We start from the raw sequence: 22,559 nt of genomic DNA on the forward strand, positions 1-22,559 counted from the left end.
TTATTCATTTATGTTCCCTATTTATTGTTGTTGTGTAACTCAGTGCCTGGCCTGCACCTGACCCGCCGTGCTCCAGCGGAAGATCAACATAGGTGTGACCATTGGAACCCAACCTGACTACAAACTCATCGCTGAATCAATTCAGCGGCAGACGGAGGGTAGCCTTTGATCACTCAACGGCCTAGCGGCTCGATTACAGCGATGTGTGAGCTGAATCACAGGTTGTGCTTCTGCAAAAATAGCAAGCCAAGCAACTGTGGAACCCGTCTGGAATGGGGGTCACCGGCGGGCGCCCGCGAGGTGAAACCGGGTCAGCCGAAGCGGAGAAGAGCGGAGGGAGGCGAAGGGGCGGAATAGAGCGGGAGAGCAGGAGGAAAGGTAGGGCAGTGCTTCCAGGCGACGACGGATGCCGTCGCCCGGAAGTCGCGAATCAGCCCAGCAGGGCCTTGTCGCGCACGCCGCCCTTGTCGGCACTGGTGGCCAACAGGGCATAGGCCTTGAGTGCGGTGGTCACGCGACGGGCACGGGGTTGTGCCGGCTTCCAGCCCAGCTTGTCCTGCTCGATGCGGCGGTGGGACAGCTCTTCGTCGCTCACCAGCAGGTTGATGCTGCGCTGGGGAATGTCGATGAGCACCTTGTCACCGTCGCGCACCAGGCCGATGGCGCCACCCGCCGCCGCTTCCGGCGAGGCATGGCCGATGGACAGGCCCGAGGTGCCGCCGGAGAAACGACCGTCGGTGAGCAGGGCGCACTGCTTGCCCAGGCCCTTGGACTTCAGGTAGCTGGTGGGGTAGAGCATCTCCTGCATGCCCGGGCCACCCTTGGGCCCTTCATAGCGGATGATGACGATGTCGCCGGCCTCGACCTCGTCGGCGAGGATGCCGCGCACCGCGGCGTCCTGGCTTTCGAAGACCTTGGCATTGCCCTCGAACACGTGGATGGATTCATCCACGCCAGCGGTCTTCACCACGCAGCCGTCCAGGGCGATGTTGCCGTAGAGCACGGCCAGACCGCCTTCCTGGGAATAGGCATGGGCGACCGAGCGGATGCAGCCCTCGGCGCGGTCGTCGTCCAGGCTGTCATAGCGAGTCGCCTGGCTGAAGGCTTCCTGGGTCGGGATACCGGCCGGACCGGCGCGGAAGAAGGTCTTCACCGCCTCGTCCTGGGTCAGGGTGATGTCCCAGTGCTCGATGGCTTCACCCAGGGTCCGGCTGTGCACGGTGGGCAGGTCGGTATGCAGCAGACCGCCACGGGCCAGTTCGCCCAGGATGCTGAAGATGCCCCCGGCGCGGTGCACGTCTTCCATGTGGTACTTCTGGATGTTCGGCGCCACCTTGCACAGCTGCGGCACCTTGCGCGACAGGGCATCGATGTTGCGCAGGTCGAAGTCCACCTCGGCTTCCTGGGCGGCGGCCAGCAGGTGCAGGATGGTGTTGGTCGAGCCGCCCATGGCGATGTCCAGGGTCATGGCGTTCTCGAAGGCCGCATAGGAGGCGATGTTGCGCGGCAGCGCCGACTCGTCGTTTTCCTGGTAGTAGCGGCGGCACAGCTCGACGATGGTGCGGCCGGCCCGCAGGAACAGCTCCTTGCGGTCGGCGTGGGTGGCCAGGGTCGAGCCGTTGCCGGGCAGGGCCAGGCCGAGGGCCTCGACCAGGCAGTTCATGGAGTTGGCGGTGAACATGCCCGAGCAGCTGCCACAGGTGGGGCAGGCGCTGCGTTCGTATTCGGCGACCTTCTCGTCGCTGGCCGAGCTGTCGGCGGCGATGACCATGGCGTCGACCAGGTCCAGACCGTGGCTGGCCAGCTTGGTCTTGCCGGCTTCCATGGGACCGCCGGAGACGAAGACCACCGGGATGTTCAGGCGCAGGGCGGCCATCAGCATGCCGGGGGTGATCTTGTCGCAGTTGGAGATGCACACCAGGGCATCGGCGCAGTGGGCATTCACCATGTATTCCACGGCGTCGGCGATGATCTCGCGACTGGGCAGCGAATAGAGCATGCCGTCGTGACCCATGGCGATGCCGTCGTCCACGGCGATGGTGTTGAATTCCTTGGCCACGCCGCCGGCCTTCTCGATCTCCCGGGCGACCAGCTGGCCGAGGTCCTTGAGATGCACGTGGCCCGGCACGAACTGGGTAAAGGAGTTGGCGATCGCGATGATGGGCTTCTTGAAGTCTTCGTCCTTCATCCCGGTGGCGCGCCAGAGCGCTCGGGCGCCAGCCATGTTGCGGCCCTGGGTGGAGGTTTTCGAGCGATAGTCAGGCATGAAGCGTCTCTCCGAGGCGGCTTTCTAGATCACGGTTCTGGTCATCGTGAGCGCAGACGGGGCACGGTGCAAACGCGGAGTGACGGTTGCCGGGCCGGAGGGCGGCCACGCATGCGGGATCTCCACAGGGGCTGCCAGGGCTCACGAACCCGCCGGAGGATGCTGGCGGAGGGGAATTCGGATCATACACCTGGGCGCCAGCACTGCACAGCAGGCCAGCGCCGGATGGATCAGGGCGCTTCCTGTTCGCCGTCGGGGGCGTCTTCCAGGTATTCGTCCATGGGCTCCTGGCCTGCCAGGGTCTTGAGACTCAGGTCCACGGCTTCGGGCAGGGTGATGTCGACGCGCTGCTTGTCGCTGCCTTCCAGCGAGGACTCGTAGCTCAGCGCATGGCGTAGATGGCCGTTCTCGAGGATGGCGCCGACGCTGGCCAGCTGGGCAGCGGCCGGAGCCAGGCGTTCGAGGGCGGCCTTGGGCCAGGTGGCCTCGACGGTCGCGTTGCAGGTATAGAAGCCCGCTTCGCCGCTGTCCGAGGGTTCTTCCTGGGTCTTGATGTCGACCAGCGAGACCTGGCCGGCTTCCAGCGCGGGCTGGCCGGCGGCGATGTCGTCCGCATAGATCTCGTTGATGGTCTGGGCGTATTGCTGACGAACCAGTTCGGCGGTCTTGGCCGCATCGCAACTGTAGTCATAGCCACCGCAGCCAGTCAGGGAAAGCACCGCAGCTGTGAGTATGAGGTGACGTCTGGACATGCCTGAATTCCTTGGAACGATGGGTAGAGCCTGGCGGCGCTGGCCACGCCTGCGTCGATCCACAGTGCAGGAGGTTGGCGCAGCGGTCGGGATGGCGAGGGCCCATGGTGCTGCCGCTCGCCCATCCTGTCCATCAGACGCCGCCAGCGTCCTTCAGGACACCCGGCCTGGCTGGCCGGTCAGTTCCCGGCTCAGGCGCGATCGGCGCTTTCGCAGGTTTCGAAGTCCTTGCTGTCGACGCGGTTCATGCTGTCGAAGCCGATCGAATAGACCTGCTCCTTGCCGTCCTTGTTGAGCACATAGTTGTTGCAGGTACCGGGGCGGTACTTGCGGGTATAGGTGCTCGACGGGGTACCGCCGATGCGCAGCACGTCGGCCTTGCTCATGCCCTTGTCCACCTGCTTGACCAGGGGTTGCTCGCGAAACTCGACGCGGCCCACGGTGTAGTCGGCGGTGTTCTTTACCGAGGCGCAGCCCGCCAGGACGGTGCCAGCCAGCAGGGCGGTCGCGACTGCAATCTTCTTGTTCATGGTGTGATCCCTTCAAAGGCGGAAGTGCCTGACACTTCGACGATGGCGGCGCCGATAAATTCGCTCTCCGTCGCACTTCTCGCCGTTTGCCGCTTTGACGGATCATCCGCTGGCGACGGCAAGTGACTGTATCTAAAGCTGATTCTGCAAACGAACGCTATGCCCCCGTTTTTTAAGGATTATTTTGTCCGAACGGCAGTTGACAGGGGCCAGGCGGCAGGCGATCTTTAGCGTTATGTTGTAACTTCCCAGCCGTTTCTCGTTTCTCGCGAGGACCTCATGAATCGCCGTCGTTTGCTCAATCTGATCCTGGCTGGCATGACCTTGCCCGTCGGGTTGCCGGCGTTTGCCGCCCGGCAGCAACTCAAGGGTGCCCGGGCCTGGCAGGATGCCGACAAGCTCCGCCTGGTGTTCGATCTCACCGGACCGGTCCGCTACAAGACCTTCACCCTGGTCGCGCCGGATCGCATCATTCTCGATCTCGCCGATACCCAGGCGCCCGCGGTGCTCAACCACCTCGCCCTGCAGGGGTCACCGGTGCGCGCCGTGCGTAGTGCCCACTACGGCGCCCAGGACACCCGGGTGGTGCTGGAGCTGGCCCATCCGGTGGAGGTGGAGAGCTTCATCCTCGGTCCGGGCGAAGGCGCGGCCAATCGCCTGGTACTGGATCTCAAGCGCGCCGGGACGCCGGCGGTGGCCGCGCGCAAGCCGGTCGACGCCGAGCCGCCGCTGGAGGTCAAGCGCGGCAAGGGTCTGGCCACGGGGCGCGACATCATGGTGGTGGTCGATGCCGGTCACGGCGGCAAGGATCCCGGGGCGCTGAGCGCGCGCGGTGATCGGGAAAAGGACATCGCCCTGATTGTGGCGCAGAATCTGGCGCGTCGGATCAATCTGCAGAAGGGCTTCAAGGCCAAGCTGGTGCGCAACGACGACTTCTTCGTGCCGTTGCGCAAACGGGTCGAAGTCGCCCGCAGCTACAACGCCGACATGTTCGTCTCGGTGCATGCCGATGCCGCGCCACGTCGCACGGCCTATGGCGCCTCGGTGTATGCCCTGTCGGAGCGCGGCGCGACCTCCACCACGGCGCGTTTCCTGGCTGACAGCGAGAACAACGTCGACCTGATCGGTGCGAACGAGATTCTCAAGGGCCGCGATCCCATGCTCGCCGGCGTACTGCTGGACATGTCGATGAACGCCACCATCTCGTCGAGCCTGGACCTGGGCCACAAGGTGCTGGGGCAATTGTCGAGCATCACCAACCTGCACCAGAAACGAGTGGAGCAGGCGGGCTTCGCTGTGCTCAAATCGCCGGATATCCCTTCGATCCTGGTCGAGACGGGCTTCATTTCCAATGATCGCGACTGCCAACGCCTGCTCGACAGTCGCCACCAGAAGCAGCTGGCCGATTCGATCTTTGCCGGACTGCATGGCTATTTCCAGGAGCGCCCCCCATTGGGTACCTACCTGGCCAGCCTTAAGAACACCCAAGGAGTGACATGAGTTTGCAAGACAAGGCGCGTCGTTACTGGCGCGTGGTGGTGCTGGTGATAGGCGCACTCTGTGTCGTGGCCGGACTGATCGGCTACGGTCAGGGCGGTGGCGACAAGAAGAGCGCTGCCCAGGAAGGTTTCGTCAACAAGGTCTGGCAGATCAAGACCAGCAACAGCATCGAGCCGGGAATGCTCTACGTCTTTCTCAGCGATGGCACCCTGGTGATGGCCTCGCCGAGCAGCCAGCCCTCCCTGGGCCGCTGGACGCGCACCGAGAAGGGCCTGAACCTGATCGAGGAAGGCATCACCTATCCCACGGAAATCCTCAGCCTCACGCGCGACGAATTCCGTATCCGCAGCCTCAACCCCGGCGATCCGGTGGAACTGCAGCTGGCTCCAGCGGCGCGCTGAGACGTCTTCAGGCGTCGTCAGCGTAGCGCTGTTCCTGCCAGGGATCGCCGCGGTCATGGTAGCCGCGCATTTCCCAGAAGCCCGGCGTGTCGCCGACCCGGAAGTCGATGCGCCTGAGCCACTTTGCGCTCTTCCACAGATAGAGATGCGGGATCATTGCCCGTACCGGCCCCCCGTGTTCGGCGGTCAGCGGCTGGCCTTCCCAGCTGTGCACCAGCATGGCGCCCGGTGCGGCGAAATCGGCCAGGGGCAGATTGGTGATGTAGCCGTCGTAGCTGTGCAAGAGCACATGGGTCGCCTCGTCCCGCGGCTGCACCTCGTCGAGCAATGCGCTTACCGGCAGGCCGGTCCAGTGATTGTCATAGCGTGACCAGGTGGTTACGCAGTGCATGTCGCTGACGGCCTGGGTGGTCGCCCGCGCCGCGAAGGTCTCCCAGTTCCAGCGCAGTGTCCTGCGAACCGCGCCGGTCACCGCCAGTTGCCAGCGCGCCAGGCTGACCTCCGGACGCATCCCCAGGTCCAGGACCGGCCAGTTGCTGACGCGATGCTGGCCGGGCGGCAGACGCTCGCTTTCCGGACGCGCGCCCTGGCCGGTGAGGAAGCGGCCCTCCTGGGCCCAGCGCTCCTTGGAGCGGGTCAGCTTGCTTGGCTCATCGCTCATCGGTGAATCCTCTTCACAGGTCTCGGGCTTCTGACCGCCATGATGGCCTTTCGTCGGCACCGGCCGAACCCAGACGGCGTCTTGCGCCTCCTATCTTGCAGGCACTCAGAGAGGCGCCTCCTTTTTCTTAACCTGCCGGAGAACCACCATGGTAGATGCAACCCAGATCAAAGAGCATGCGGAAGTTGTCGGTTCGGACGGCCAGCACGTGGGCACCGTCGACCATATGGAGGGCGCCGATCGCATCAAGCTGACCAAGCGCGATCAGGATGCCGATGGCAAGCATCACTACATTCCGCTGAGCTGGGTCCAGTCCGTGGAAGGCAGCCAGGTACACCTGTCCAAGACTCGCGACGAGGCCGAAAGCGAGTGGCAAGCTGCCTAAGGCACGCCGCCCAATAAAAAGCCCCGCTGATGCGGGGCTTTTTATTGGGCGGCGAATACCGATCAGTTGATGTATTCGAACAACTTGACGATGCGCTGCACGCCCGAGACGCTCTGGATCAGCTGCACGGCGTGGGCGGCTTCCTGCTGGGTCACCAGGCCCAGGAGGTAGACGATGCCGTTTTCCGTGACCACCTTGATGCGCGAACCGGGGATGTCCTCGTCGGCGAACATCTGGGTCTTGATGCGGGTGGTCAGCCAGGAATCGTTGCTGCGTGCCAGCAGCGAGGAGTTGCCGGTCACTTGCAGTTCGTTGTGCACGGTCTTGACCCGCTGCACGCTGCGCACGGCCTGCTCGGCCTGGGCCTTGAGGTCGGCACGCGGCGTTTGGCCGGCGATCAGCACCACGCCGTTGTAGCTCACCACCACGATGTGCGAGCTGGCCAGATCGGCATTGGCCTTGGAGATGTTGACCGAGGCCTTGGTCTCGATCAGGGCATCGTCCACGGTGCTGCCCAGAGTGCGGGTACCGCGGTTGTCGTCGATGGGCTTGTCGCGGCTGGCGGTGACCACGTTGCTGCAGCCGGCGACCGCAAAGGACAGCGCCAGGATGGCGAGCAGAGGAGCCTTCTTCATTCTTCGCTTCCAAACAGTTGCTGATCGATCTGGTCGCACAGGCAGTGGATCACCAGCAGGTGCACTTCCTGGATGCGGGCGGTGACCTTGGCGGGCACGCGGATCTCGACGTCCTCGGGCAGCAGCAGGGAGGCCATGCCACCGCCGTCGCGGCCGGTGAGGGCGACCACGGTCATCTCGCGGTCGTGGGCGGCCTGGATCGCCTGGATCACGTTGGCCGAATTACCGCTGGTGGAGATGGCCAGGAGGATGTCGCCCGGCTGACCCAGGGCCCGGATCTGCTTGGAGAACACCTCGTTGTAGCTGTAGTCGTTGGCGATGGAGGTCAGCGTCGAGGTGTCGGTGGTCAGGGCCAGGGCCGGCAGGCTGGGACGCTCGCGCTCGAAGCGATTCAGCAATTCCGAGGAGAAGTGCTGGGCATCGCCGGCGGAACCGCCGTTGCCACAGGTGAGAATCTTGCCTTCGTTGAGCAGGGCCGCAACCATGACCTGGCTGGCCAGATCGATATGCGGAATCAGGACTTCCATGGCCTGACGCTTGGTTTCGATGCTGTCCCGGAAGAGTTTCTGGATGCGGGCGTGGGTGTCCATCGCGATATCTTTGACCTGTGCTGTAGAGGGTCTCAGGCGTCGAAGGCCTGTTTGATCCATTCGAGTGCCTGAGGAGATGCGTCGGCCCCGGGGCCGATCGCGATCACGTCGAAACGACAGGGCCGCTTGGCCCAGCGCGCTTCGGATTGCAGAAAGAGGGCGGCGCTGTTGACCAGTCGCTGCCGCTTGCGGGCATCTATGCTCTCCGCGGCGCCGCCCCAGGCGGTGTGCCTGCGGGCGCGTACCTCGACGAATACTACTGTATCGCCCTCGAGCATGACCAGATCGAGCTCGCCGCCCTGCCAGCGCCAGTTGCGGGCGATCAGGCGCAGACCACGCGTCTGCAGGAACTGCAGGGCGCTGTCCTCGGCCTGCTTGCCCCGCTGGAGGTGCGGCGCCTGCTTCACGGGGTGCTGAGCGAGGCCGGCACGCTGGTGGTGGGCAGCGGCGCATTGCTGGCCGGCAGAGGCTGAGCCACGCCGTTGCGGAATTCCGCCCAGGGCAGATGACGCACCACGCGCTGATCGGGCGCCACGCTCAGGTTGCCGGACAGGCCGGGCAACTCGGAGTTGGGCAAGGCCTTGAGCTGCTGCAGGTGCAGCGCCAGCAGGTAGGCGTCGGCGCCCATGGCATAGAGGCGACCGATGCTGGTGCCGGCCTGGGGCCACTGGGCGGTGATCTTGGCGCGCAGCGGATTGCTCGGGTCGAGCAGCCAGGGCGTTTCGCAGAACAGGATGCCGTTGAGATCCTGGTTCACGCCGGGTTCATTGACCCCGCTGTTGAGGTTGGAGGTGGCGTATACCGGCAGATCGCGGGCGTTCTGGTAGACCAGGATCGGCTTGATCTGGCGGGCCTGGGCCGGCGTCGAGGCGAGGAAGATGAAGTCCATGCCCTGGCGCATCTGCAGCAGGCTGGTGATGCGATTGGCGATCTCGACCGGCTGGCCGATGCGCTCGGCGGCGACCAGGCGACCGCCCAGTTGCTGCCACTCGTTCTGGAAGGCAGCCAGCACGCGAGTGCCCCAGTCCCCCTGGGGCACCATGGCGCCGGCACTGCGCTTGCCATCGGCCCAGGCGCGGCGCGCGGCTTCGCGGGCCTCGTCCTCGGCGGCCAGGCCGAACTGGAAGAGCTGCGGCGGCTGGGCGCCCTGGCTGTCGCCATAGTTCAACGCCAGGGTGTTGATCGGCAGTTGCGGGCGATCGCCGAGCTGCTTGACGAAGTTCTTCTCCAGCGGACCCACCACCAGCTGGATGCCGGCGGCCTGGGCCTGGCGGTAGAAGGCGTCCAGCGAGCCCATCTGGGTGCTGTCGTAGACGGTCACGGCCGGCGCGGTCTGGCCGGCGGCCAGAGCTTCGTAGCGGGCGGCCATGAAGCCGTCCTGCAGCGCGCGCGAGACGCCGGCGAGCTGGCCCTGCAGGGGCAGCAACAGGGCCACGCGATTGAGCGGTTCCCGGGCCAGGGTCCTCAGGCGCTCCAGGTCATCGGGCAGGTTGCGCGCGGCGGGATGGCCGGGGTGCTGCTTCTGCCATTCCTCGATGGCGGCCAACTGCTGATCCAGCGCCAGGTTGCCGCGGGTGATGGCGGCCAATGCCAGCCAGCCATTGAGATCGGCGTCCTTGACGCTCTGGCGCAACTGCGCATCCGGCAGGCTGGTGACCAGTTGCCAGATCTGCTCGCGATTGTCATGGGCGGCATCGCCGTCCAGCAGCGGGCCGAGGAAAATCCGCTCCTGGGCGGCGGCGAGCGGCTGACCGCTGGCAGCCTGGGCGTCGGCCTTGGTCAGGCCGCTGCGGATCTGCTGCTGGGCCGGCAATTCGCCCAGCTGGGCGAAACTCTGATGGTCGAAGCGTTTGATGGCCTGGGCCGGCTGCTTGTCGAGCAGGTCGAGCTGGGCCAGCAGGGTCTGGGCAAACATCTGCTGGGCCGGCTTCAGGCCTTCGAGATTGATAGAGCCGAGGATCTGCCGCGCTTCGCGGGAGTTCTGCTGGGCATAGGCCTTGTCGGCGGCGGTCAGGCGCAGCAGATTGGCCTGCTCGGACTGACTGGAGCCGGCCTGGTTCAGCAGCTGCTCGATGCTGGCCTGGCTGGGCTGGGGCAGGTCGCCGAGGGAGTTGTTGACGGGCGAGCTGCTGCAGGCGGCGAGCAGGGCGAAGGCGGTGGCGCAGAGCAGCGGACGCAGGCGGAACTTCATGCTGTGGTTCCTGAGCAAATGTCTGGAAAGGGGGCGATTGTCTCACAGCACCCAAGCGCTGCGAACGCCGAGGGCGAGAGCGGCGTACACTGTTGGGCTATTTCCAGTCCGTCAGGTTTCATCATGATTTCGCCGGGTACTCTTTATGTGGTTGCCACGCCCATCGGCAACCTGGACGACATCACCGCCCGCGCGCTCAAGGTGCTGCGCGACGTGGCCCTGATCGCCGCCGAAGACACCCGTCATTCGGCGCGCCTGCTGCGCCATTTCGGCATTGAGACGCCCCTCGCGGCCTGCCACGACCACAACGAACGCGATGCCGGTGGCCGCTTCATCATCCGGCTGCTGGCGGGGGAGGACGTCGCGCTGATCTCCGATGCGGGCACGCCGCTGATTTCCGATCCGGGCTTCCACCTGGTACGGGCGGCGCGCGCCCAGGGCATCCGGGTCTCGCCGATTCCCGGTGCCTGTGCGCTGATCGCGGCGCTGTCGGCAGCCGGGTTGCCCTCGGATCGCTTCAGCTTCGAAGGCTTCCTGCCCGCCAAGGCGGTGGGCCGGCAGGGGCGTCTGGCGGCCCTGCGCGAAGATCCGCGCACCCTGATCTTCTACGAGGCGCCCCATAGGCTCGACGATTGCGTGGCCGACATGGTGAGCACCTTCGGTCCTGAGCGGCATATCGTGCTGGGGCGTGAGCTGACAAAGACCTTCGAGACCCTGCGCTGCCTGCCCGCTGGCGAGTTGCTGGCCTGGATCCGCGCGGATCTGGATCAGCAGCGTGGCGAGTGCGTGCTGCTGGTGGCCGGCTGGGCGGCGCCCGAGGATGCCGAGGTCGATGCCGAGACCCTGCGCATCCTCGATCTGCTGCTGGCGGAGCTACCGGTCAAGCGCGCCGCCGCCCTCGCCGCCCAGATCACCGGCGCGCGCAAGAATCAGCTCTATCAGCTGGCGCTGGAGCGCAAGGGCGAGTAGAGCGAGCAGGTCGAATTAGTGGGCATCTTTCCTTGTTATCCGCCCTCAGTCTCTATACCCTTGCGCCGCGAGAGCCGACCGGGCAGTCGCTGTCGTGATCCGCAAGGGTTGCGAGGGAGGAAAGTCCGGGCTCCATAGGGCGAGGTGCCAGGTAACGCCTGGGAGGCGTGAGCCTACGGAAAGTGCCACAGAAAATAACCGCCTAAGCGCGCAAGCGCCGGTAAGGGTGAAAAGGTGCGGTAAGAGCGCACCGCACGGCTGGCAACAGTTCGTGGCTAGGTAAACCCCACCTGGAGCAAGACCAAATAGGAATCCATAGGCGTGGCCCGCGCTGGATTCGGGTAGGTCGCTAGAGGCAATCAGCGATGGTTGTCCCAGAGGAATGACTGTCCTCGACAGAACCCGGCTTACAGGTCGGCTCTCGCACCCCTCCCTCCCAGGCCTCTGCGCCCGGGGTCTGAGACCTCTTCTTGAGACATCACTTTAATCAATTGAGCCAATCAATTGACTTCATTTCCGTTTGTCGGAAATAGATGTCGTTCGTCCTGGCCGTGAACTCGTGCAATTTGCTCGAAATCCCCGTCCCACGCGGCCTGGCTACCCCCTTGCTTACCTTGACTGAAACCGGCCCTCCTCAATATAGTGGCGGCCGGTGGTACGAAGTGGGGCGAAGTGGGATTTAATGGCAAGGACAGCCTATTAGAGGACGCGAAATTGTTCCGGGGAGCGAACGCCATCAGTCTCGACGCCAAGGGGCGCGCCGCGATGCCGAGCCGGTATCGTGACGAGCTGCTGGAGCGTTGCGCCGGCCAGCTCATCGTGACGATCGATGCCGTCGACCCCTGCCTTTGCGTCTATCCACTCCCGGAATGGGAAATCATCGAAAGCAAGCTGCGGCAGTTGCCCTCGCTACGCGAGGAGACTCGCCGCTTGCAGCGCTTGCTGATCGGCAATGCGGTGGATCTGGAGCTCGACGGCAGTGGCCGTTTCCTGGTTCCGCCGCGCCTGCGTGAATACGCCAAGCTGGACCGACGCGTGATGCTGGTCGGGCAGCTCAACAAGTTCCAGTTATGGGATGAGGATGCCTGGAGTGCCGTGTGCGACGCGGATCTCCTGGCGATTAAGGAACCCGGCGGTATGCCGGATGAAATGCGCGATTTGATCCTGTGACCATGAACCCAGTCTTCCACCACGTCTCCGTTCTCCTGGACGAGGCCGTACAGGCATTGGCGATCCAGCCGGCCGGCCGTTATCTGGACGGCACCTTCGGCCGCGGCGGACACAGCCGGGCCGTGCTGCGCCTGCTGGGTGGAGAAGGGCGGCTGCTGGGCTTCGACAAGGATCCCCAGGCAATCGCCGCCGGCCAGGCCCTGGCCGCGGAAGATCCGCGTTTCGAGATCGTCCAGCGCAGCTTCGCCGAGCTGGGCGATGAACTCGTCGGCCGTGGCTGGTCGGGCCAGGTCGATGGCGTGCTGCTGGATCTGGGCGTGTCCTCGCCCCAGCTCGACGATCCCGAGCGCGGTTTCAGCTTCATGCAGGACGGTCCCCTGGACATGCGCATGGATCCGAGTCGGGGGCAGAGCGCCGCCGCCTGGATCGCCACGGCCCCTGAGGCCGACATCGCCCAGGTGTTCAAGGAATTCGGCGAAGAGCGTTTCGCCAAGCGCATGGCGCGTGCCGTGGTGCAGCGCCGTGACGTCCAGCCTTTCGAGCGCACAGGGGACCTGGCCAAGGTGCTCACCGAGGCCAATCCGGCCTGGGAAAAGGGCAAGCATCCCGCGACCCGCGCCTTCCAGGGGCTGCGCATCTACATCAACCGCGAACTGAGCGATCTGGAGCAGGGCCTGCAGGCCGCCTACGAACAGCTGGCCGTGGGTGGCCGGCTGGTGGTGATCAGCTTCCACTCGCTGGAAGATCGCATCGTCAAACAGTTCATGCGCCGGCTGGCCAAGGGCGAGGCCGACCAGTTGCCGCGCGACCTGCCGATCCGCGCCACGGTCTTCGAGCCTTCGCTGCGCCTGTTGGGCAAGCCGGTCTATGCCAGCGAGGCCGAACTGGCCGCCAATCCCCGCGCGCGCAGCGCCGTGATGCGCGTTGCCGAGAAGCTGAAATGAGCCGGCTCTTCGTCAAGAAACTGCCCCTGGGCAGCAGCGTCATGCTGGTGCTGTTCGCCGGGGTACTGCTGTCGGCGGTAGCCGTGGCCTATAGCGCCCACTGGAATCGCCAGCTGCTCAATACCCTCTATGGCGAGATGGCCATCCGCGACAAGGCCCAGGCCGAATACGGGCGGCTGCTGCTGGAGCAGAGCACCTGGACCGCCCACAGCCGTGTCGAGGCCCTGGCCAGCGGCCAGTTGCAGATGCGCATCCCCGATCCAGCCGAAATCCGGATGGTCAATCCGTGAAAGGCCTGATCGCGCGCCTGCCATGGCGCTTCAGCCTCATTATCGGGCTGTTGCTGGTCATGGTCGGCACCATCATCTGGCGTATCGTCGATCTGCACGTGATCGACCGGGCCTTTCTTAAGGGGCAGGGCGATGCGCGCAGCGTGCGTACCATCCCCATTCCCGCGCACCGTGGGCTGATCACCGATCGCAACGGCGAGCCCCTGGCCGTGAGTACGCCGGTCACCACCCTGTGGATCAATCCCAAGGAGCTGCTGGGCGCCGAGGATCGCTGGGCGACCCTGGCCGATGCCGTCGGCCAGCCGCGAGCGGAACTGGCCAAGCGCATCGAGCAGAACGCCAACAGGGAATTTCTCTACCTGGCCCGTGGCCTCACGCCCGAGCAGGGCGATGCGGTGATGACCCAGGTCAAGGCGCACAAGATTCCTGGTGTCTACGACATCGAGGAATTTCGGCGTTTCTATCCGGCAGGTGAGGTGGCGGCCCATGTGGTCGGCTTCACCGACATCGACGATCATGGGCGCGAAGGCATCGAGCTGGCGTTCAACGAGTGGCTGTCCGGCGTGCCGGGTCGTCGCCAGGTGGTCAAGGACCGCCGCGGTCGCCTGATCCGCGATGTCCAGGTCGCCAAGAACGCCAAGCCGGGCAATACCCTGGCGCTGTCCATCGACCTGCGCCTGCAGTATCTCGCCGCGCGCGAACTGCGCAATGCCCTGACCCAGTTCGAGGCCGAGGCCGGCAGCCTCACCATCGTCGACGTCAAGACCGGCGAGGTCCTGGCGATGGTCAACATGCCCACCTACAACCCCAACAATCGTCGCAGTCTGGAACCGGCCGCCATGCGCAACCGGGCGATGATCGACGTCATGGAACCCGGCTCGGTGATGAAGCCGATCTCCATGACCGCCGCGCTCGCCAGCGGTCGCTGGAAGCCCACCGACAAGGTCAACGTCTATCCCGGCTCGCTGCAGATCGGTCGCTACACCATCAAGGACGTCTCCCACAGCGACGGCGCCCTGGACCTGACCGGCATCCTCATCAAGTCCAGCAACGTCGGCATGAGCAAGATCGCCTTCGACGTCGGTGGCGAGAACATCTACAACGCCATGCGCGCCGTCGGCCTCGGCCAGGACACCGGTCTGGGCTTTCCTGGTGAGCGGGTCGGCAATCTGCCCAACCATCGCACCTGGCGCCCGGCCGAGACCGCGACCCTGTCCTATGGCTATGGCCTGGCAGTGACCGCCGTGCAGCTGGCCCATGCCTATTCGGTGCTGGCCAACGACGGACGCTCGGTGCCGCTGTCCATGGTTCGCCTGGACAAGGCCCCGGCCAGCGATCAGGCGGTGGAAGAGCGGGTCGCCAAGACCCTGCAGGGCATGCTGCAGCAGGTCGTGGAAGCTCCGGGCGGGGCCTTCCGCGCCCAGGTGCCCGGCTACCATGTCGCCGGCAAGAGCGGTACCGCGCGCAAGACCAGCACCGGCACCCGTGGCTATGCCGAGAATTCCTATCGCTCGCTGTTCGCCGGCTTCGGCCCCACCAGCAATCCGCGCCTGGCCGCGGTGGTGGTGATCGATCGTCCCAGCAAGGGCGGCTACTACGGTGGCGTGGTCTCGGCGCCGGTGTTCAGCCGCGTGATGTCCGGTGCCCTGCGCCTGATGAACATCCAGCCGGACAACCTGCAGCCGCTGCCCGTGCAGCAGGCCCAGGCCCAGGCTGCCGCCAAACCGCTGCTGGTCGGGGAGCGTGATCGATGAGCCGCCTGCTGACCGATCTCCTGCCTGAAGCTACCACTGCCGTCGATATCGGCGGGCTGGTGCTGGACAATCGCGAAGTCCGTTCGGGCTCGCTGTTCCTCGCCATTCCCGGTCTGCGCAGCGACGGCCGTGCCCATATCGCCAGTGCCGCCGAACGGGGCGCCGCTGCTATCGCCTATGAGGCGAAAGATGCCCCCGCGCTGCCGACCCTGGACATTCCTCTGGTCGCCGTAGAGGGCCTGGCTGCTCAGCTTTCCGCCATCGCCGGTCGTTTCCATGGTGAACCTAGTCAGCGCCTGGCGCTGGTCGGCGTCACCGGTACCAATGGCAAGACCAGTGTCAGCCAACTGATCGCCCAGGCCTGCGACCTGCTCGGTCAGCGCTGCGGCATCGTCGGCACCCTGGGCAGCGGCTTCCATGGCGCCCTGGCCGAAGGCCGCCACACCACTCCGGATGCCCTCAAGCTGCAGGCGACCCTGGCCGAACTGGCCGAGGGTGGCGCCGCCAGTGTGGCCATGGAGGTCTCTTCCCATGGCCTGGCCCAGGGCCGGGTGGCGGCGCTGGCCTTCAAGGTCGCGGTCTTCACCAATCTCTCTCGCGACCACCTCGATTATCACGGGACCATGGCCGCCTATGGCGAAGCCAAGGCCCAGCTGTTCGCCTGGCCGGGGCTGGGTACCCGCGTTCTCAATCTGGATGACGCCTTCGGCCGCGAGCTGGCGGCTCGTCCCAGCCCGGCAGCGACCCTGACGTACAGTCTGAGCGACCCGGCTGCCAGCCTCCATTGCCAGGCTGTCCAGTTCGACGACCACGGCGTGCGCGCCCAACTGGTCACCGCCCAGGGTACCGGCGAACTGCGCAGCCAGCTGATCGGGCGCTTCAACCTGAGCAACCTGCTGGCCGCCATCGGTGCCCTGCTGGGTCTCGGTCATTCGCTGGCCGACATCCTCGCCATCCTCCCGCAGCTGCAGGGCCCGGCCGGGCGCATGCAGCGCCTGGGTGGTGCCGGGCGGCCGCTGGTGGTGGTGGACTACGCCCACACCCCTGACGCCCTGGACAAGGTGCTCACCGCCCTGCGGCCCCATGTCGGCGCCGAGGGTCGTTTGGTCTGCGTATTCGGCTGTGGCGGTGATCGCGATCGCGGCAAGCGGCCGGAGATGGCCGCCGTGGCCGAGCGCCTGGCCGATCAGGTGGTGGTGACCGACGACAACCCACGTACCGAGGATCCGGCCGCCATCGTCGCCGACATCCGCGCCGGGTTCGCGCAGCCCGAGCAAGTGAGCTTCGCCGGCCGGCGCGAGGTGGCCATCGCCCAGGCCGTGGCCGCGGCGACGGCCCAGGACATCGTGGTGCTGGCCGGCAAGGGCCATGAGCCCTACCAGGAGATCGCCGGTGTCCGCCATCCCTTTTCCGATCTCGACCAGGCCGAGCGGGCCCTGACCGCCTGGGAGCGACAGCATGCTTAGAACCTTCACCCTCACCGAGGTGGCCGAGGCCCTCACCGGCAACCTGCTGGGCGCCGATGCCCTGTTCGACGGCGTCGGTACCGACAGCCGCAAGGCCGTGGCCGGACAGCTCTTCGTCGCCCTGACCGGGCCGCGCTTCGATGGTCATGCCTACCTGGCCGACGTGGCCGCCCAGGGCGCCGCGGCAGCCCTGGTGGAGCGAGCGGTGCCCGAGGTCCATCTCCCCCAGCTGGTGGTGGCCGATACCCGTCTGGCGCTGGGTCGCCTGGGCGCCTTCAATCGTGACCTGTTCCAGGGCAAGCTCGCCGCCGTGACCGGCTCCAGTGGCAAGACCACGGTCAAGGAGCTGCTCGCCGCCATCCTGCGTCAGCAGGGCGCCACCCTGGCCACCCAGGGCAACCTGAACAACGACCTGGGCGCGCCCCTGACCCTGCTGCAACTGGCCGCCGAGCACGCCTTCGGCGTCATCGAGCTGGGTGCTTCCCATGTCGGCGACATTGCCTACACCGTGAGCCTGACACGCCCGGATGTCGTTATCATTACCAACGCCGGCCAGGCCCATGTGGGCGAATTCGGCGGCGTCGACCGGATCGTCGAGGCCAAGGGCGAGATCATCGAAGGCGTGGGCGAGGCGGGCACCGTGGTGCTCAACCGCGACGACGCGGCGTTCGAGACCTGGCAGCGCCGCGCGGCCGGTCGCACCGTCGTCGCCTTCGGCCTGGATGCCCGCGCCGATGTCCGCGCCAGTGCGGTGACCCTGGACGCCCAGGGCCGCCCGAGCTTCCTCTTGCACACCCGCCAGGGCGAGGTACCGGTCACCCTGCAGCTACTGGGTGCCCACAACGTCGGCAACGCCCTGGCCGCGGCTGCCGCAGCCCTCAGCCTGGGCCTGGAGCTGACCACCGTTGCCCACGGCCTCGCCGCCGCGGCTCCGGTCCAGGGCCGCACCCTGACCCGCACCAGCCAGCGCGGCGCCCAGGTTATCGACGACAGCTACAACGCCAACCCCGCCTCGGTGAAGGCCGGGATCGATCTGCTGGCGGCCCTGCCGGGCCGTCGAGTGGTGGTCCTGGGCGACATCGCCGAGCTGGGCGAATGGACCGAACAGGGCCATCGCGACGTGGGCGAGCATGCCCGCGGCAAGGTGGACGCCTTCTACAGCGTCGGTCCCTTCATGGCCCATGCGGCCCGCGCCTATGGCGCCGAGGCCCGACATTTCGCCGATCGCGAACAACTGATTGAGGCCCTGGCGGACGAGGACCGGGCCGGAACCACCCTGCTGATCAAGGGATCCCGCAGCGCCGCGATGGACAAGGTCGTCGCCGCGCTCTGCGCTCTCAACACCGAGGAGAAACACTGATGCTGCTGCTGTTGGCGGAGTTCCTGCAACAGTTCTACAAGGGCTTCGCCGTCTTCCAATACCTCAGCCTGCGCGGCATTCTGGGCGTCCTGACCGCCCTGATGCTGTCGTTGTGGCTCGGCCCCTGGATGATCCGCACCCTGCAGATCCGCCAGATCGGCCAGGCCGTGCGCAACGATGGCCCCCAGTCGCACCTGTCCAAATCCGGCACCCCCACCATGGGCGGCGCCCTGATCCTGACCACCATCGGCATCAGCACCCTGCTGTGGGCCGATCTGCACAATCGTTACGTCTGGACCGTGCTGGCGGTGACCTTCCTGTTCGGCGCCATCGGCTGGGTCGACGACTATCGCAAGGTGATCGAGAAGAACTCCCGCGGTCTGCCCAGTCGCTGGAAGTACTTCTGGCAATCGGTATTCGGCCTGGGGGCGGCGATCTTCCTCTATGTCACGGCCAAGGCGCCGATCGAAACCACGCTGATCCTGCCGCTGCTGAAAAACATCGAAATCCCGCTGGGGATTTTCTTCGTTGTGCTGACCTATTTCGTCATCGTCGGCTCCAGCAACGCGGTCAACCTCACCGACGGCCTCGACGGCCTGGCGATCATGCCCACCGTGATGGTCGGCGGCGCCCTGGGCATCTTCTGCTACCTGTCGGGCAACGTGAAATTCGCCGACTACCTGCTGATTCCCTATGTGGAAGGCTCCGGCGAACTGATCGTCTTCTGCGGCGCCCTGATCGGCGCGGGCCTGGGCTTTCTCTGGTTCAACACCTATCCGGCCATGGTCTTCATGGGTGACGTCGGCGCCCTGGCGCTGGGCGCCGCCCTGGGCACCATCGCCGTGATCGTCCGCCAGGAAGTGGTGCTGTTCATCATGGGTGGCGTCTTCGTCATGGAGACCCTCTCGGTGGTCATCCAGGTCGCCTCCTTCAAGCTGACCGGCAAGCGCGTCTTTCGCATGGCGCCGATCCACCACCATTTCGAATTGAAGGGCTGGCCCGAACCGCGGGTCATCGTGCGCTTCTGGATCATCACCGTGATCCTGGTGCTGTTCGGTCTCGCCACCCTGAAACTGAGGTAATCGCAGTGCTCATCGCTTCCGACCAGTTCCGTATCGTCGTCGGCCTCGGCAAGAGTGGCATGTCGCTGGTGCGCTTTCTCGCGCGCCGGGGCGTGCCCTTCGCCGTGGCCGACACGCGGGAACAGCCGCCGGAACTCGCGACTCTGAAAGCCCAGTATCCCCAGGTCGAGGTGCGCTGCGGCGAGCTGGATGCCGACTTCCTGGCCCGCGCCGCGGAACTCTATGTGAGTCCCGGCCTGCCCCTGGAAACGCCGGCGCTGCAGGAGGCCGCCGCCCGCGGCGTGCGGCTGTCCGGCGACATCGACCTGTTCGCCCGCCATGCCCAGGCACCCATCGTCGCCATCACCGGTTCCAACGCCAAGAGCACCGTCACCACCCTGGTGGGCGACATGGCGCTGCGCGCCGGCAAGCGCGTGGCCGTAGGGGGCAACCTGGGCACCCCGGCGCTGGATCTGCTGGCCGATGACGTCGAACTCTATGTGCTGGAGCTGTCGAGCTTCCAACTGGAGACCTGCGAGCGGCTCAACGCCGAGGTGGCCACGGTGCTCAACCTCAGCGAAGACCACATGGATCGCTACACCGGCATGCCGGCCTATCACCAGGCCAAGCACCGCATCTTCCGTGGCGCCCGCCAGGTGGTGGTCAATCGCGACGATGCGCTGTCGCGGCCGCTGATCGGCGAGGGCGTGCCCTGCCTGACCTTTGGCCTGGGACGTCCGGATTTCCGTGCCTTCGGCATTCGCGAGGAGGAGGGCCGTCGCTATCTGGCGTTGGCCTTCGACAACCTGCTGGATGTCGAGGAGCTCAGGATCCGCGGTACCCACAACCACAGCAATGCCCTGGCTGCGCTGGCGCTCGGCCAGGCCGCCGGTCTGCCGTTGGCGCCCATGCTGGAGGCCCTGCGTGCCTTCCCGGGGCTGGAGCACCGCTGCCAGTGGGTGGGCGAGGTCGCGGGCGTCAACTACTACAACGATTCCAAGGCGACCAATGTCGGTGCGGCGCTGGCCGCCGTGGAAGGCCTGGGCGATGACATCGCCGGCCAGCTTGTGCTGATCGCCGGCGGCGATGGCAAGGGTGCCGATTTCAGCGCCCTGCGCGAACCCATCGCCCGTCACTGCCGCGCCGTGGTGCTGCTGGGACGTGATGCCGTGCGGATCGCCGAGGTCCTGCCGACCGGCGTGCAGCAGCTGCGCGTCGCCACCCTGGAAGAGGCCGTGGTCGAGAGCCGCCGACTGGCCCAGCCGGGCGACGCCGTGCTGCTGTCGCCGGCCTGCGCCAGTCTCGACATGTTCCGCAACTTCGAAGAGCGCGGACGGCTGTTCGCCCAGGCCGTGGAGGCATTGTCATGATCCTCAGCCTGCTGCGTCCCTATCCTTCGCCGCTGGCCAGCCGCCACGGCATCGACCTGGACTTCCCGCTACTGGCCGGCTGCCTGTTGCTGCTCGGCCTCGGCCTGGTGATGGTGACCTCGGCATCCTCCGAGGTGGCCGCCGCCCAATCCGGCAATCCGCTGTACTTCATGTACCGCCACCTGATCTATCTGGCGATCGGCTTCGTCTCCTGCGGCGTGGTGATGCTGATCCCCATGGCCACCTGGCAGCGCTTCGGCTTTCCGCTGCTGATCATCGCCTTCCTCTTGCTGGTGGCGGTACTGGTGCCCGGCATTGGCCGCGAGGTGAACGGTTCCCTGCGCTGGATCGGCTTCGGCATCTTCAACGTGCAGCCTTCGGAGATCGCCAAGGTCTTCGTGGTGCTCTATCTGGCCGGCTACCTGGTCCGTCGCCAGCATGAGGTGCGCCACACCTGGGCCGGCTTCTTCAAGCCCTTCATCGTGCTCCTGCCGATGGCCATGCTGCTGCTGCGCGAACCCGACTTCGGCGCCACCGTGGTGATGATGGGCGCTGCCGGCGCCATGCTGTTCCTCGGCGGCGTCGGCCTGTTCCGCTTCCTGCTGATGGTCGCCCTTGCGGTGCTGGCGGTGTTCGTGCTGGTGCAGACCCAGTCCTACCGGATGCAGCGCCTGATCACCTTCACCGATCCCTGGGCCGACCAGTTCGGTTCCGGCTATCAGCTGACCCAGGCGCTGATCGCCTTCGGTCGTGGCGGCTGGACCGGCCTCGGGCTGGGCAACAGCATCCAGAAGCAGTTCTATCTGCCCGAAGCCCATACCGACTTCCTCTTTGCGGTACTGGCCGAAGAGCTGGGGCTGATCGGCGCCATGGCCACCGTCGGCCTGTTCCTCTTCGTCTGCGTGCGCGGCCTGTTCATCGGTCACTGGGCCGAGCAGTCCAAGCAGTTCTTTTCGGCGTACGTGGCCTACGGCCTGTCGATGCTGTGGATCGGCCAGTTCCTGATCAACATCGGCGTGAACGTCGGTCTGCTGCCGACCAAGGGGCTGACGCTGCCGTTCCTCAGCTACGGCGGCAGCTCCCTGGTGATCTGCTGCGTGAGCATGGGCCTGCTGCTGCGCATCGAATGGGAGCGACGCACCCTGGTGGATACCGAGGATGTGGAATTCACCGAAGAGGATTTCGCCGATGTCCGCTAACGTCCTCATCATGGCCGGCGGTACCGGCGGGCACGTCTTCCCGGCCCTGGCCTGCGCCCGTGAATTCGAAGCACGCGGCTATACCGTGCACTGGCTGGGTACCCCGCGCGGCATCGAGAACGACGTGGTGCCCAAGGCCGGCATCACCCTGCACCACATTCCGGTCACCGGGCTGCGGGGCAAGGGTGTGCGCAATCTGGTGAAGGCACCGCTGCAGCTCAGTGGCGCCCTCATGCAGGCCATCGGCCTCATGCGCCGGCTCAAGCCGATCTGCGTGCTGGGTCTGGGCGGCTTCGTCACCGGTCCTGGTGGCCTGGCGGCCAAGCTGTGCAACATCCCGCTGGTGATCCACGAACAGAATGCCCACGCTGGCACTGCCAATCGCCTGCTGGTGCCCATGGCCGCACGCGTCTGCGAAGGCTTCGCCGATACCTTCCCGGCGTCCGCCAAGCGCCTGTCAACCGGCAATCCGGTGCGCGCCGAACTCTTTGCCCCGGTGACCCGTGCACCGCTGGAAGAGCGCGCCGCCAACCTGCTGGTGCTGGGCGGTAGCCTGGGCGCCGAGCCGCTCAACAAGCTGCTGCCCGAGGCCCTGGCGCAACTGCCGGCCGGACTTCGCCCGCAGGTCCGCCACCAGGCCGGTCGCCAGCACGCCGAGATCACCGCCGAGCGCTATGCCAACGTCGCCGTGGAGGCCGATGTCCAGCCCTTCATCGCCGACATGGCCGCCGCCTATGCCTGGGCCGACCTGGTGATCTGCCGGGCTGGTGCCCTGACCGTCGCCGAGCTGACCGCCACCGGTCTGCCGGCGCTGCTGATCCCCCTGCCGCACGCCATCGACGACCACCAGACCAGCAACGCCCGCTTCCTGGAGCGCGCCGGTGCCGGTGTGGTGCTGCCGCAACATTCCACTCGCCCGGCGGATCTCGCCGCGCAGCTTACCGAGGTCCTGATGCATCCCGAACGTCTTGCCGGCATGGCCGCTCGCAGCCGTGCCCTGGCCAAACCCGATGCCACCCGTGCAGTCGTTGACGCCTGTCTGGAGGTTGCCCGTGGTTAAGTCGC

The 22,559-nt window shown here is 66.1% G+C and carries 22 protein-coding genes and 1 other RNA gene; 15 read left to right on the forward strand and 8 right to left on the reverse strand.

The features are described from left to right. Nucleotides 1–430 precede the first annotated feature (430 nt). The 3 genes from ilvD to osmE form a co-directional block, all read right to left on the reverse strand. Entirely contained in the window at nucleotides 431–2,266 is a 1,836-nt protein-coding gene (gene ilvD, locus EC839_RS16315; protein WP_132832849.1) for a dihydroxy-acid dehydratase, read from the reverse strand. Nucleotides 2,267–2,496: 230 nt separating this feature from the next. After that, entirely contained in the window at nucleotides 2,497–3,018 is a 522-nt protein-coding gene (locus EC839_RS16320; RefSeq protein ID WP_132832850.1) for a hypothetical protein, read from the reverse strand. Between the two features lie 191 nt (nucleotides 3,019–3,209). Continuing rightward, nucleotides 3,210–3,548, reverse strand: coding sequence for an osmotically-inducible lipoprotein OsmE (gene osmE, locus EC839_RS16325; protein ID WP_007162073.1), 339 nt, complete (start codon nucleotides 3,546–3,548; stop codon nucleotides 3,210–3,212). A gap of 279 nt (nucleotides 3,549–3,827) precedes the next feature. On the opposite strand from osmE, the gene EC839_RS16330 reads away from it, so the two are divergent. Both EC839_RS16330 and EC839_RS16335 read left to right on the forward strand, forming a co-directional pair. Beyond that, entirely contained in the window at nucleotides 3,828–5,048 is a 1,221-nt protein-coding gene (locus EC839_RS16330) for an N-acetylmuramoyl-L-alanine amidase (RefSeq protein WP_132832851.1), read from the forward strand. Further along, nucleotides 5,045–5,449: a hypothetical protein gene (locus EC839_RS16335; protein WP_132832852.1), complete on the forward strand. Its 405-nt coding sequence runs from the start codon at nucleotides 5,045–5,047 to the stop codon at nucleotides 5,447–5,449. Before EC839_RS16330 ends, EC839_RS16335 begins: the two co-directional genes overlap by 4 nt. 7 nt (nucleotides 5,450–5,456) lie before the next feature. Here EC839_RS16335 and EC839_RS16340 read toward each other — a convergent pair whose 3' ends face one another. Further along, nucleotides 5,457–6,110 (reverse strand): sulfite oxidase-like oxidoreductase, encoded by a 654-nt coding sequence (locus EC839_RS16340; RefSeq protein WP_132832853.1) that lies wholly within the window; start codon nucleotides 6,108–6,110, stop codon nucleotides 5,457–5,459. 148 nt (nucleotides 6,111–6,258) lie between these two features. On the opposite strand from EC839_RS16340, the gene EC839_RS16345 reads away from it, so the two are divergent. Then, nucleotides 6,259–6,495, forward strand: coding sequence for a DUF2171 domain-containing protein (locus EC839_RS16345; RefSeq protein WP_132832854.1), 237 nt, complete (start codon nucleotides 6,259–6,261; stop codon nucleotides 6,493–6,495). A gap of 62 nt (nucleotides 6,496–6,557) precedes the next feature. Here the strand turns inward: EC839_RS16345 and EC839_RS16350 are convergent, their stop codons facing one another. Genes EC839_RS16350 through EC839_RS16365 form a run of 4 tightly spaced genes read right to left on the reverse strand, consistent with a single transcriptional unit; the run spans nucleotide 6,558 to nucleotide 9,911 of the window. Continuing rightward, a complete protein-coding gene (locus tag EC839_RS16350; RefSeq protein ID WP_007162068.1) occupies nucleotides 6,558–7,130 on the reverse strand; it encodes a BON domain-containing protein in 573 nt (190 codons plus the stop codon). Then, entirely contained in the window at nucleotides 7,127–7,720 is a 594-nt protein-coding gene (locus tag EC839_RS16355) for a phosphoheptose isomerase (RefSeq protein ID WP_007162067.1), read from the reverse strand. Before EC839_RS16355 ends, EC839_RS16350 begins: the two co-directional genes overlap by 4 nt. Nucleotides 7,721–7,752: 32 nt before the next feature. Beyond that, the gene (locus EC839_RS16360) at nucleotides 7,753–8,127 is read right to left on the reverse strand and encodes a YraN family protein (RefSeq protein ID WP_132832855.1); all 375 of its coding nucleotides are present in this window, start codon (nucleotides 8,125–8,127) and stop codon (nucleotides 7,753–7,755) included. Next, nucleotides 8,124–9,911 (reverse strand): penicillin-binding protein activator, encoded by a 1,788-nt coding sequence (locus EC839_RS16365; protein WP_132832856.1) that lies wholly within the window; start codon nucleotides 9,909–9,911, stop codon nucleotides 8,124–8,126. The genes EC839_RS16360 and EC839_RS16365 overlap by 4 nt, the downstream gene beginning before the upstream one ends. Before the next feature lie 123 nt (nucleotides 9,912–10,034). Here EC839_RS16365 and rsmI point away from each other — a divergent pair, with 123 nt between their 5' ends. The 12 genes from rsmI to murG all read left to right on the forward strand — a co-directional run bounded on the left by rsmI (nucleotide 10,035) and on the right by murG (nucleotide 22,554). Beyond that, nucleotides 10,035–10,880, forward strand: a complete 846-nt coding sequence (rsmI, locus tag EC839_RS16370) for a 16S rRNA (cytidine(1402)-2'-O)-methyltransferase (RefSeq protein WP_132832857.1) — start codon at nucleotides 10,035–10,037, stop codon at nucleotides 10,878–10,880. A gap of 70 nt (nucleotides 10,881–10,950) precedes the next feature. After that, an RNA gene (gene rnpB, locus EC839_RS16375) (RNase P RNA component class A) lies at nucleotides 10,951–11,306 on the forward strand. Between the two features lie 288 nt (nucleotides 11,307–11,594). Then, a complete protein-coding gene (gene mraZ / locus EC839_RS16380; RefSeq protein WP_007162063.1) occupies nucleotides 11,595–12,050 on the forward strand; it encodes a division/cell wall cluster transcriptional repressor MraZ in 456 nt (151 codons plus the stop codon). Nucleotides 12,051–12,052: 2 nt separating this feature from the next. Beyond that, complete coding sequence (gene rsmH / locus EC839_RS16385; RefSeq protein ID WP_132832858.1) at nucleotides 12,053–12,994, forward strand: 16S rRNA (cytosine(1402)-N(4))-methyltransferase RsmH; 942 nt, start codon at nucleotides 12,053–12,055, stop codon at nucleotides 12,992–12,994. Then, on the forward strand, nucleotides 12,991–13,284 hold the full coding sequence (gene ftsL / locus EC839_RS16390; RefSeq protein ID WP_007162061.1) for a cell division protein FtsL: 294 nt from the start codon (nucleotides 12,991–12,993) through the stop codon (nucleotides 13,282–13,284). The genes rsmH and ftsL overlap by 4 nt, the downstream gene beginning before the upstream one ends. A gap of 59 nt (nucleotides 13,285–13,343) precedes the next feature. Then, complete coding sequence (locus EC839_RS16395) at nucleotides 13,344–15,038, forward strand: peptidoglycan D,D-transpeptidase FtsI family protein (protein WP_372237666.1); 1,695 nt, start codon at nucleotides 13,344–13,346, stop codon at nucleotides 15,036–15,038. Further along, nucleotides 15,035–16,504, forward strand: coding sequence for a UDP-N-acetylmuramoyl-L-alanyl-D-glutamate--2,6-diaminopimelate ligase (locus tag EC839_RS16400; RefSeq protein WP_132832860.1), 1,470 nt, complete (start codon nucleotides 15,035–15,037; stop codon nucleotides 16,502–16,504). Before EC839_RS16395 ends, EC839_RS16400 begins: the two co-directional genes overlap by 4 nt. Beyond that, nucleotides 16,497–17,864 (forward strand): UDP-N-acetylmuramoyl-tripeptide--D-alanyl-D-alanine ligase, encoded by a 1,368-nt coding sequence (gene murF, locus EC839_RS16405; protein WP_132832861.1) that lies wholly within the window; start codon nucleotides 16,497–16,499, stop codon nucleotides 17,862–17,864. The genes EC839_RS16400 and murF overlap by 8 nt, the downstream gene beginning before the upstream one ends. Continuing rightward, nucleotides 17,864–18,946 carry a phospho-N-acetylmuramoyl-pentapeptide-transferase gene (gene mraY / locus EC839_RS16410; RefSeq protein ID WP_059315971.1) on the forward strand — a complete coding sequence of 361 codons (1,083 nt, stop codon included), beginning with the start codon at nucleotides 17,864–17,866 and terminating at the stop codon, nucleotides 18,944–18,946. The genes murF and mraY overlap by 1 nt, the downstream gene beginning before the upstream one ends. Before the next feature lie 5 nt (nucleotides 18,947–18,951). Continuing rightward, nucleotides 18,952–20,295, forward strand: coding sequence for a UDP-N-acetylmuramoyl-L-alanine--D-glutamate ligase (murD, locus tag EC839_RS16415; protein WP_132832862.1), 1,344 nt, complete (start codon nucleotides 18,952–18,954; stop codon nucleotides 20,293–20,295). Next, complete coding sequence (gene ftsW, locus EC839_RS16420; RefSeq protein WP_027600273.1) at nucleotides 20,295–21,494, forward strand: putative lipid II flippase FtsW; 1,200 nt, start codon at nucleotides 20,295–20,297, stop codon at nucleotides 21,492–21,494. Before murD ends, ftsW begins: the two co-directional genes overlap by 1 nt. Continuing rightward, complete coding sequence (gene murG / locus EC839_RS16425; RefSeq protein ID WP_132832863.1) at nucleotides 21,484–22,554, forward strand: undecaprenyldiphospho-muramoylpentapeptide beta-N-acetylglucosaminyltransferase; 1,071 nt, start codon at nucleotides 21,484–21,486, stop codon at nucleotides 22,552–22,554. Before ftsW ends, murG begins: the two co-directional genes overlap by 11 nt. Nucleotides 22,555–22,559 lie beyond the last annotated feature (5 nt).

Origin of the sequence: Pseudomonas sp. JUb52 (assembly GCF_004341115.1) — a bacterium.
Taxonomy (GTDB): domain Bacteria; phylum Pseudomonadota; class Gammaproteobacteria; order Pseudomonadales; family Pseudomonadaceae; genus Chryseomonas; species Chryseomonas oryzihabitans.

Coding starts and splice junctions, on each gene's coding strand:
- EC839_RS16365 (WP_132832856.1), bottom strand. CDS start 9,911: ATGAAGTTCCGCCTGCGTCCGCTGCTCTGCGCCACCGCCTTCGCCCTG.
- EC839_RS16355 (WP_007162067.1), bottom strand. CDS start 7,720: ATGGACACCCACGCCCGCATCCAGAAACTCTTCCGGGACAGCATCGAA.
- EC839_RS16350 (WP_007162068.1), bottom strand. CDS start 7,130: ATGAAGAAGGCTCCTCTGCTCGCCATCCTGGCGCTGTCCTTTGCGGTC.
- rsmH (WP_132832858.1), top strand. CDS start 12,053: ATGAACCCAGTCTTCCACCACGTCTCCGTTCTCCTGGACGAGGCCGTA.
- ftsL (WP_007162061.1), top strand. CDS start 12,991: ATGAGCCGGCTCTTCGTCAAGAAACTGCCCCTGGGCAGCAGCGTCATG.
- EC839_RS16395 (WP_372237666.1), top strand. CDS start 13,344: ATGGTCGGCACCATCATCTGGCGTATCGTCGATCTGCACGTGATCGAC.
- mraY (WP_059315971.1), top strand. CDS start 17,864: ATGCTGCTGCTGTTGGCGGAGTTCCTGCAACAGTTCTACAAGGGCTTC.
- ilvD (WP_132832849.1), bottom strand. CDS start 2,266: ATGCCTGACTATCGCTCGAAAACCTCCACCCAGGGCCGCAACATGGCT.
- EC839_RS16320 (WP_132832850.1), bottom strand. CDS start 3,018: ATGTCCAGACGTCACCTCATACTCACAGCTGCGGTGCTTTCCCTGACT.
- EC839_RS16335 (WP_132832852.1), top strand. CDS start 5,045: ATGAGTTTGCAAGACAAGGCGCGTCGTTACTGGCGCGTGGTGGTGCTG.
- rsmI (WP_132832857.1), top strand. CDS start 10,035: ATGATTTCGCCGGGTACTCTTTATGTGGTTGCCACGCCCATCGGCAAC.
- osmE (WP_007162073.1), bottom strand. CDS start 3,548: ATGAACAAGAAGATTGCAGTCGCGACCGCCCTGCTGGCTGGCACCGTC.
- EC839_RS16345 (WP_132832854.1), top strand. CDS start 6,259: ATGGTAGATGCAACCCAGATCAAAGAGCATGCGGAAGTTGTCGGTTCG.
- EC839_RS16400 (WP_132832860.1), top strand. CDS start 15,035: ATGAGCCGCCTGCTGACCGATCTCCTGCCTGAAGCTACCACTGCCGTC.
- murF (WP_132832861.1), top strand. CDS start 16,497: ATGCTTAGAACCTTCACCCTCACCGAGGTGGCCGAGGCCCTCACCGGC.
- EC839_RS16330 (WP_132832851.1), top strand. CDS start 3,828: ATGAATCGCCGTCGTTTGCTCAATCTGATCCTGGCTGGCATGACCTTG.
- murG (WP_132832863.1), top strand. CDS start 21,484: ATGTCCGCTAACGTCCTCATCATGGCCGGCGGTACCGGCGGGCACGTC.
- EC839_RS16340 (WP_132832853.1), bottom strand. CDS start 6,110: ATGAGCGATGAGCCAAGCAAGCTGACCCGCTCCAAGGAGCGCTGGGCC.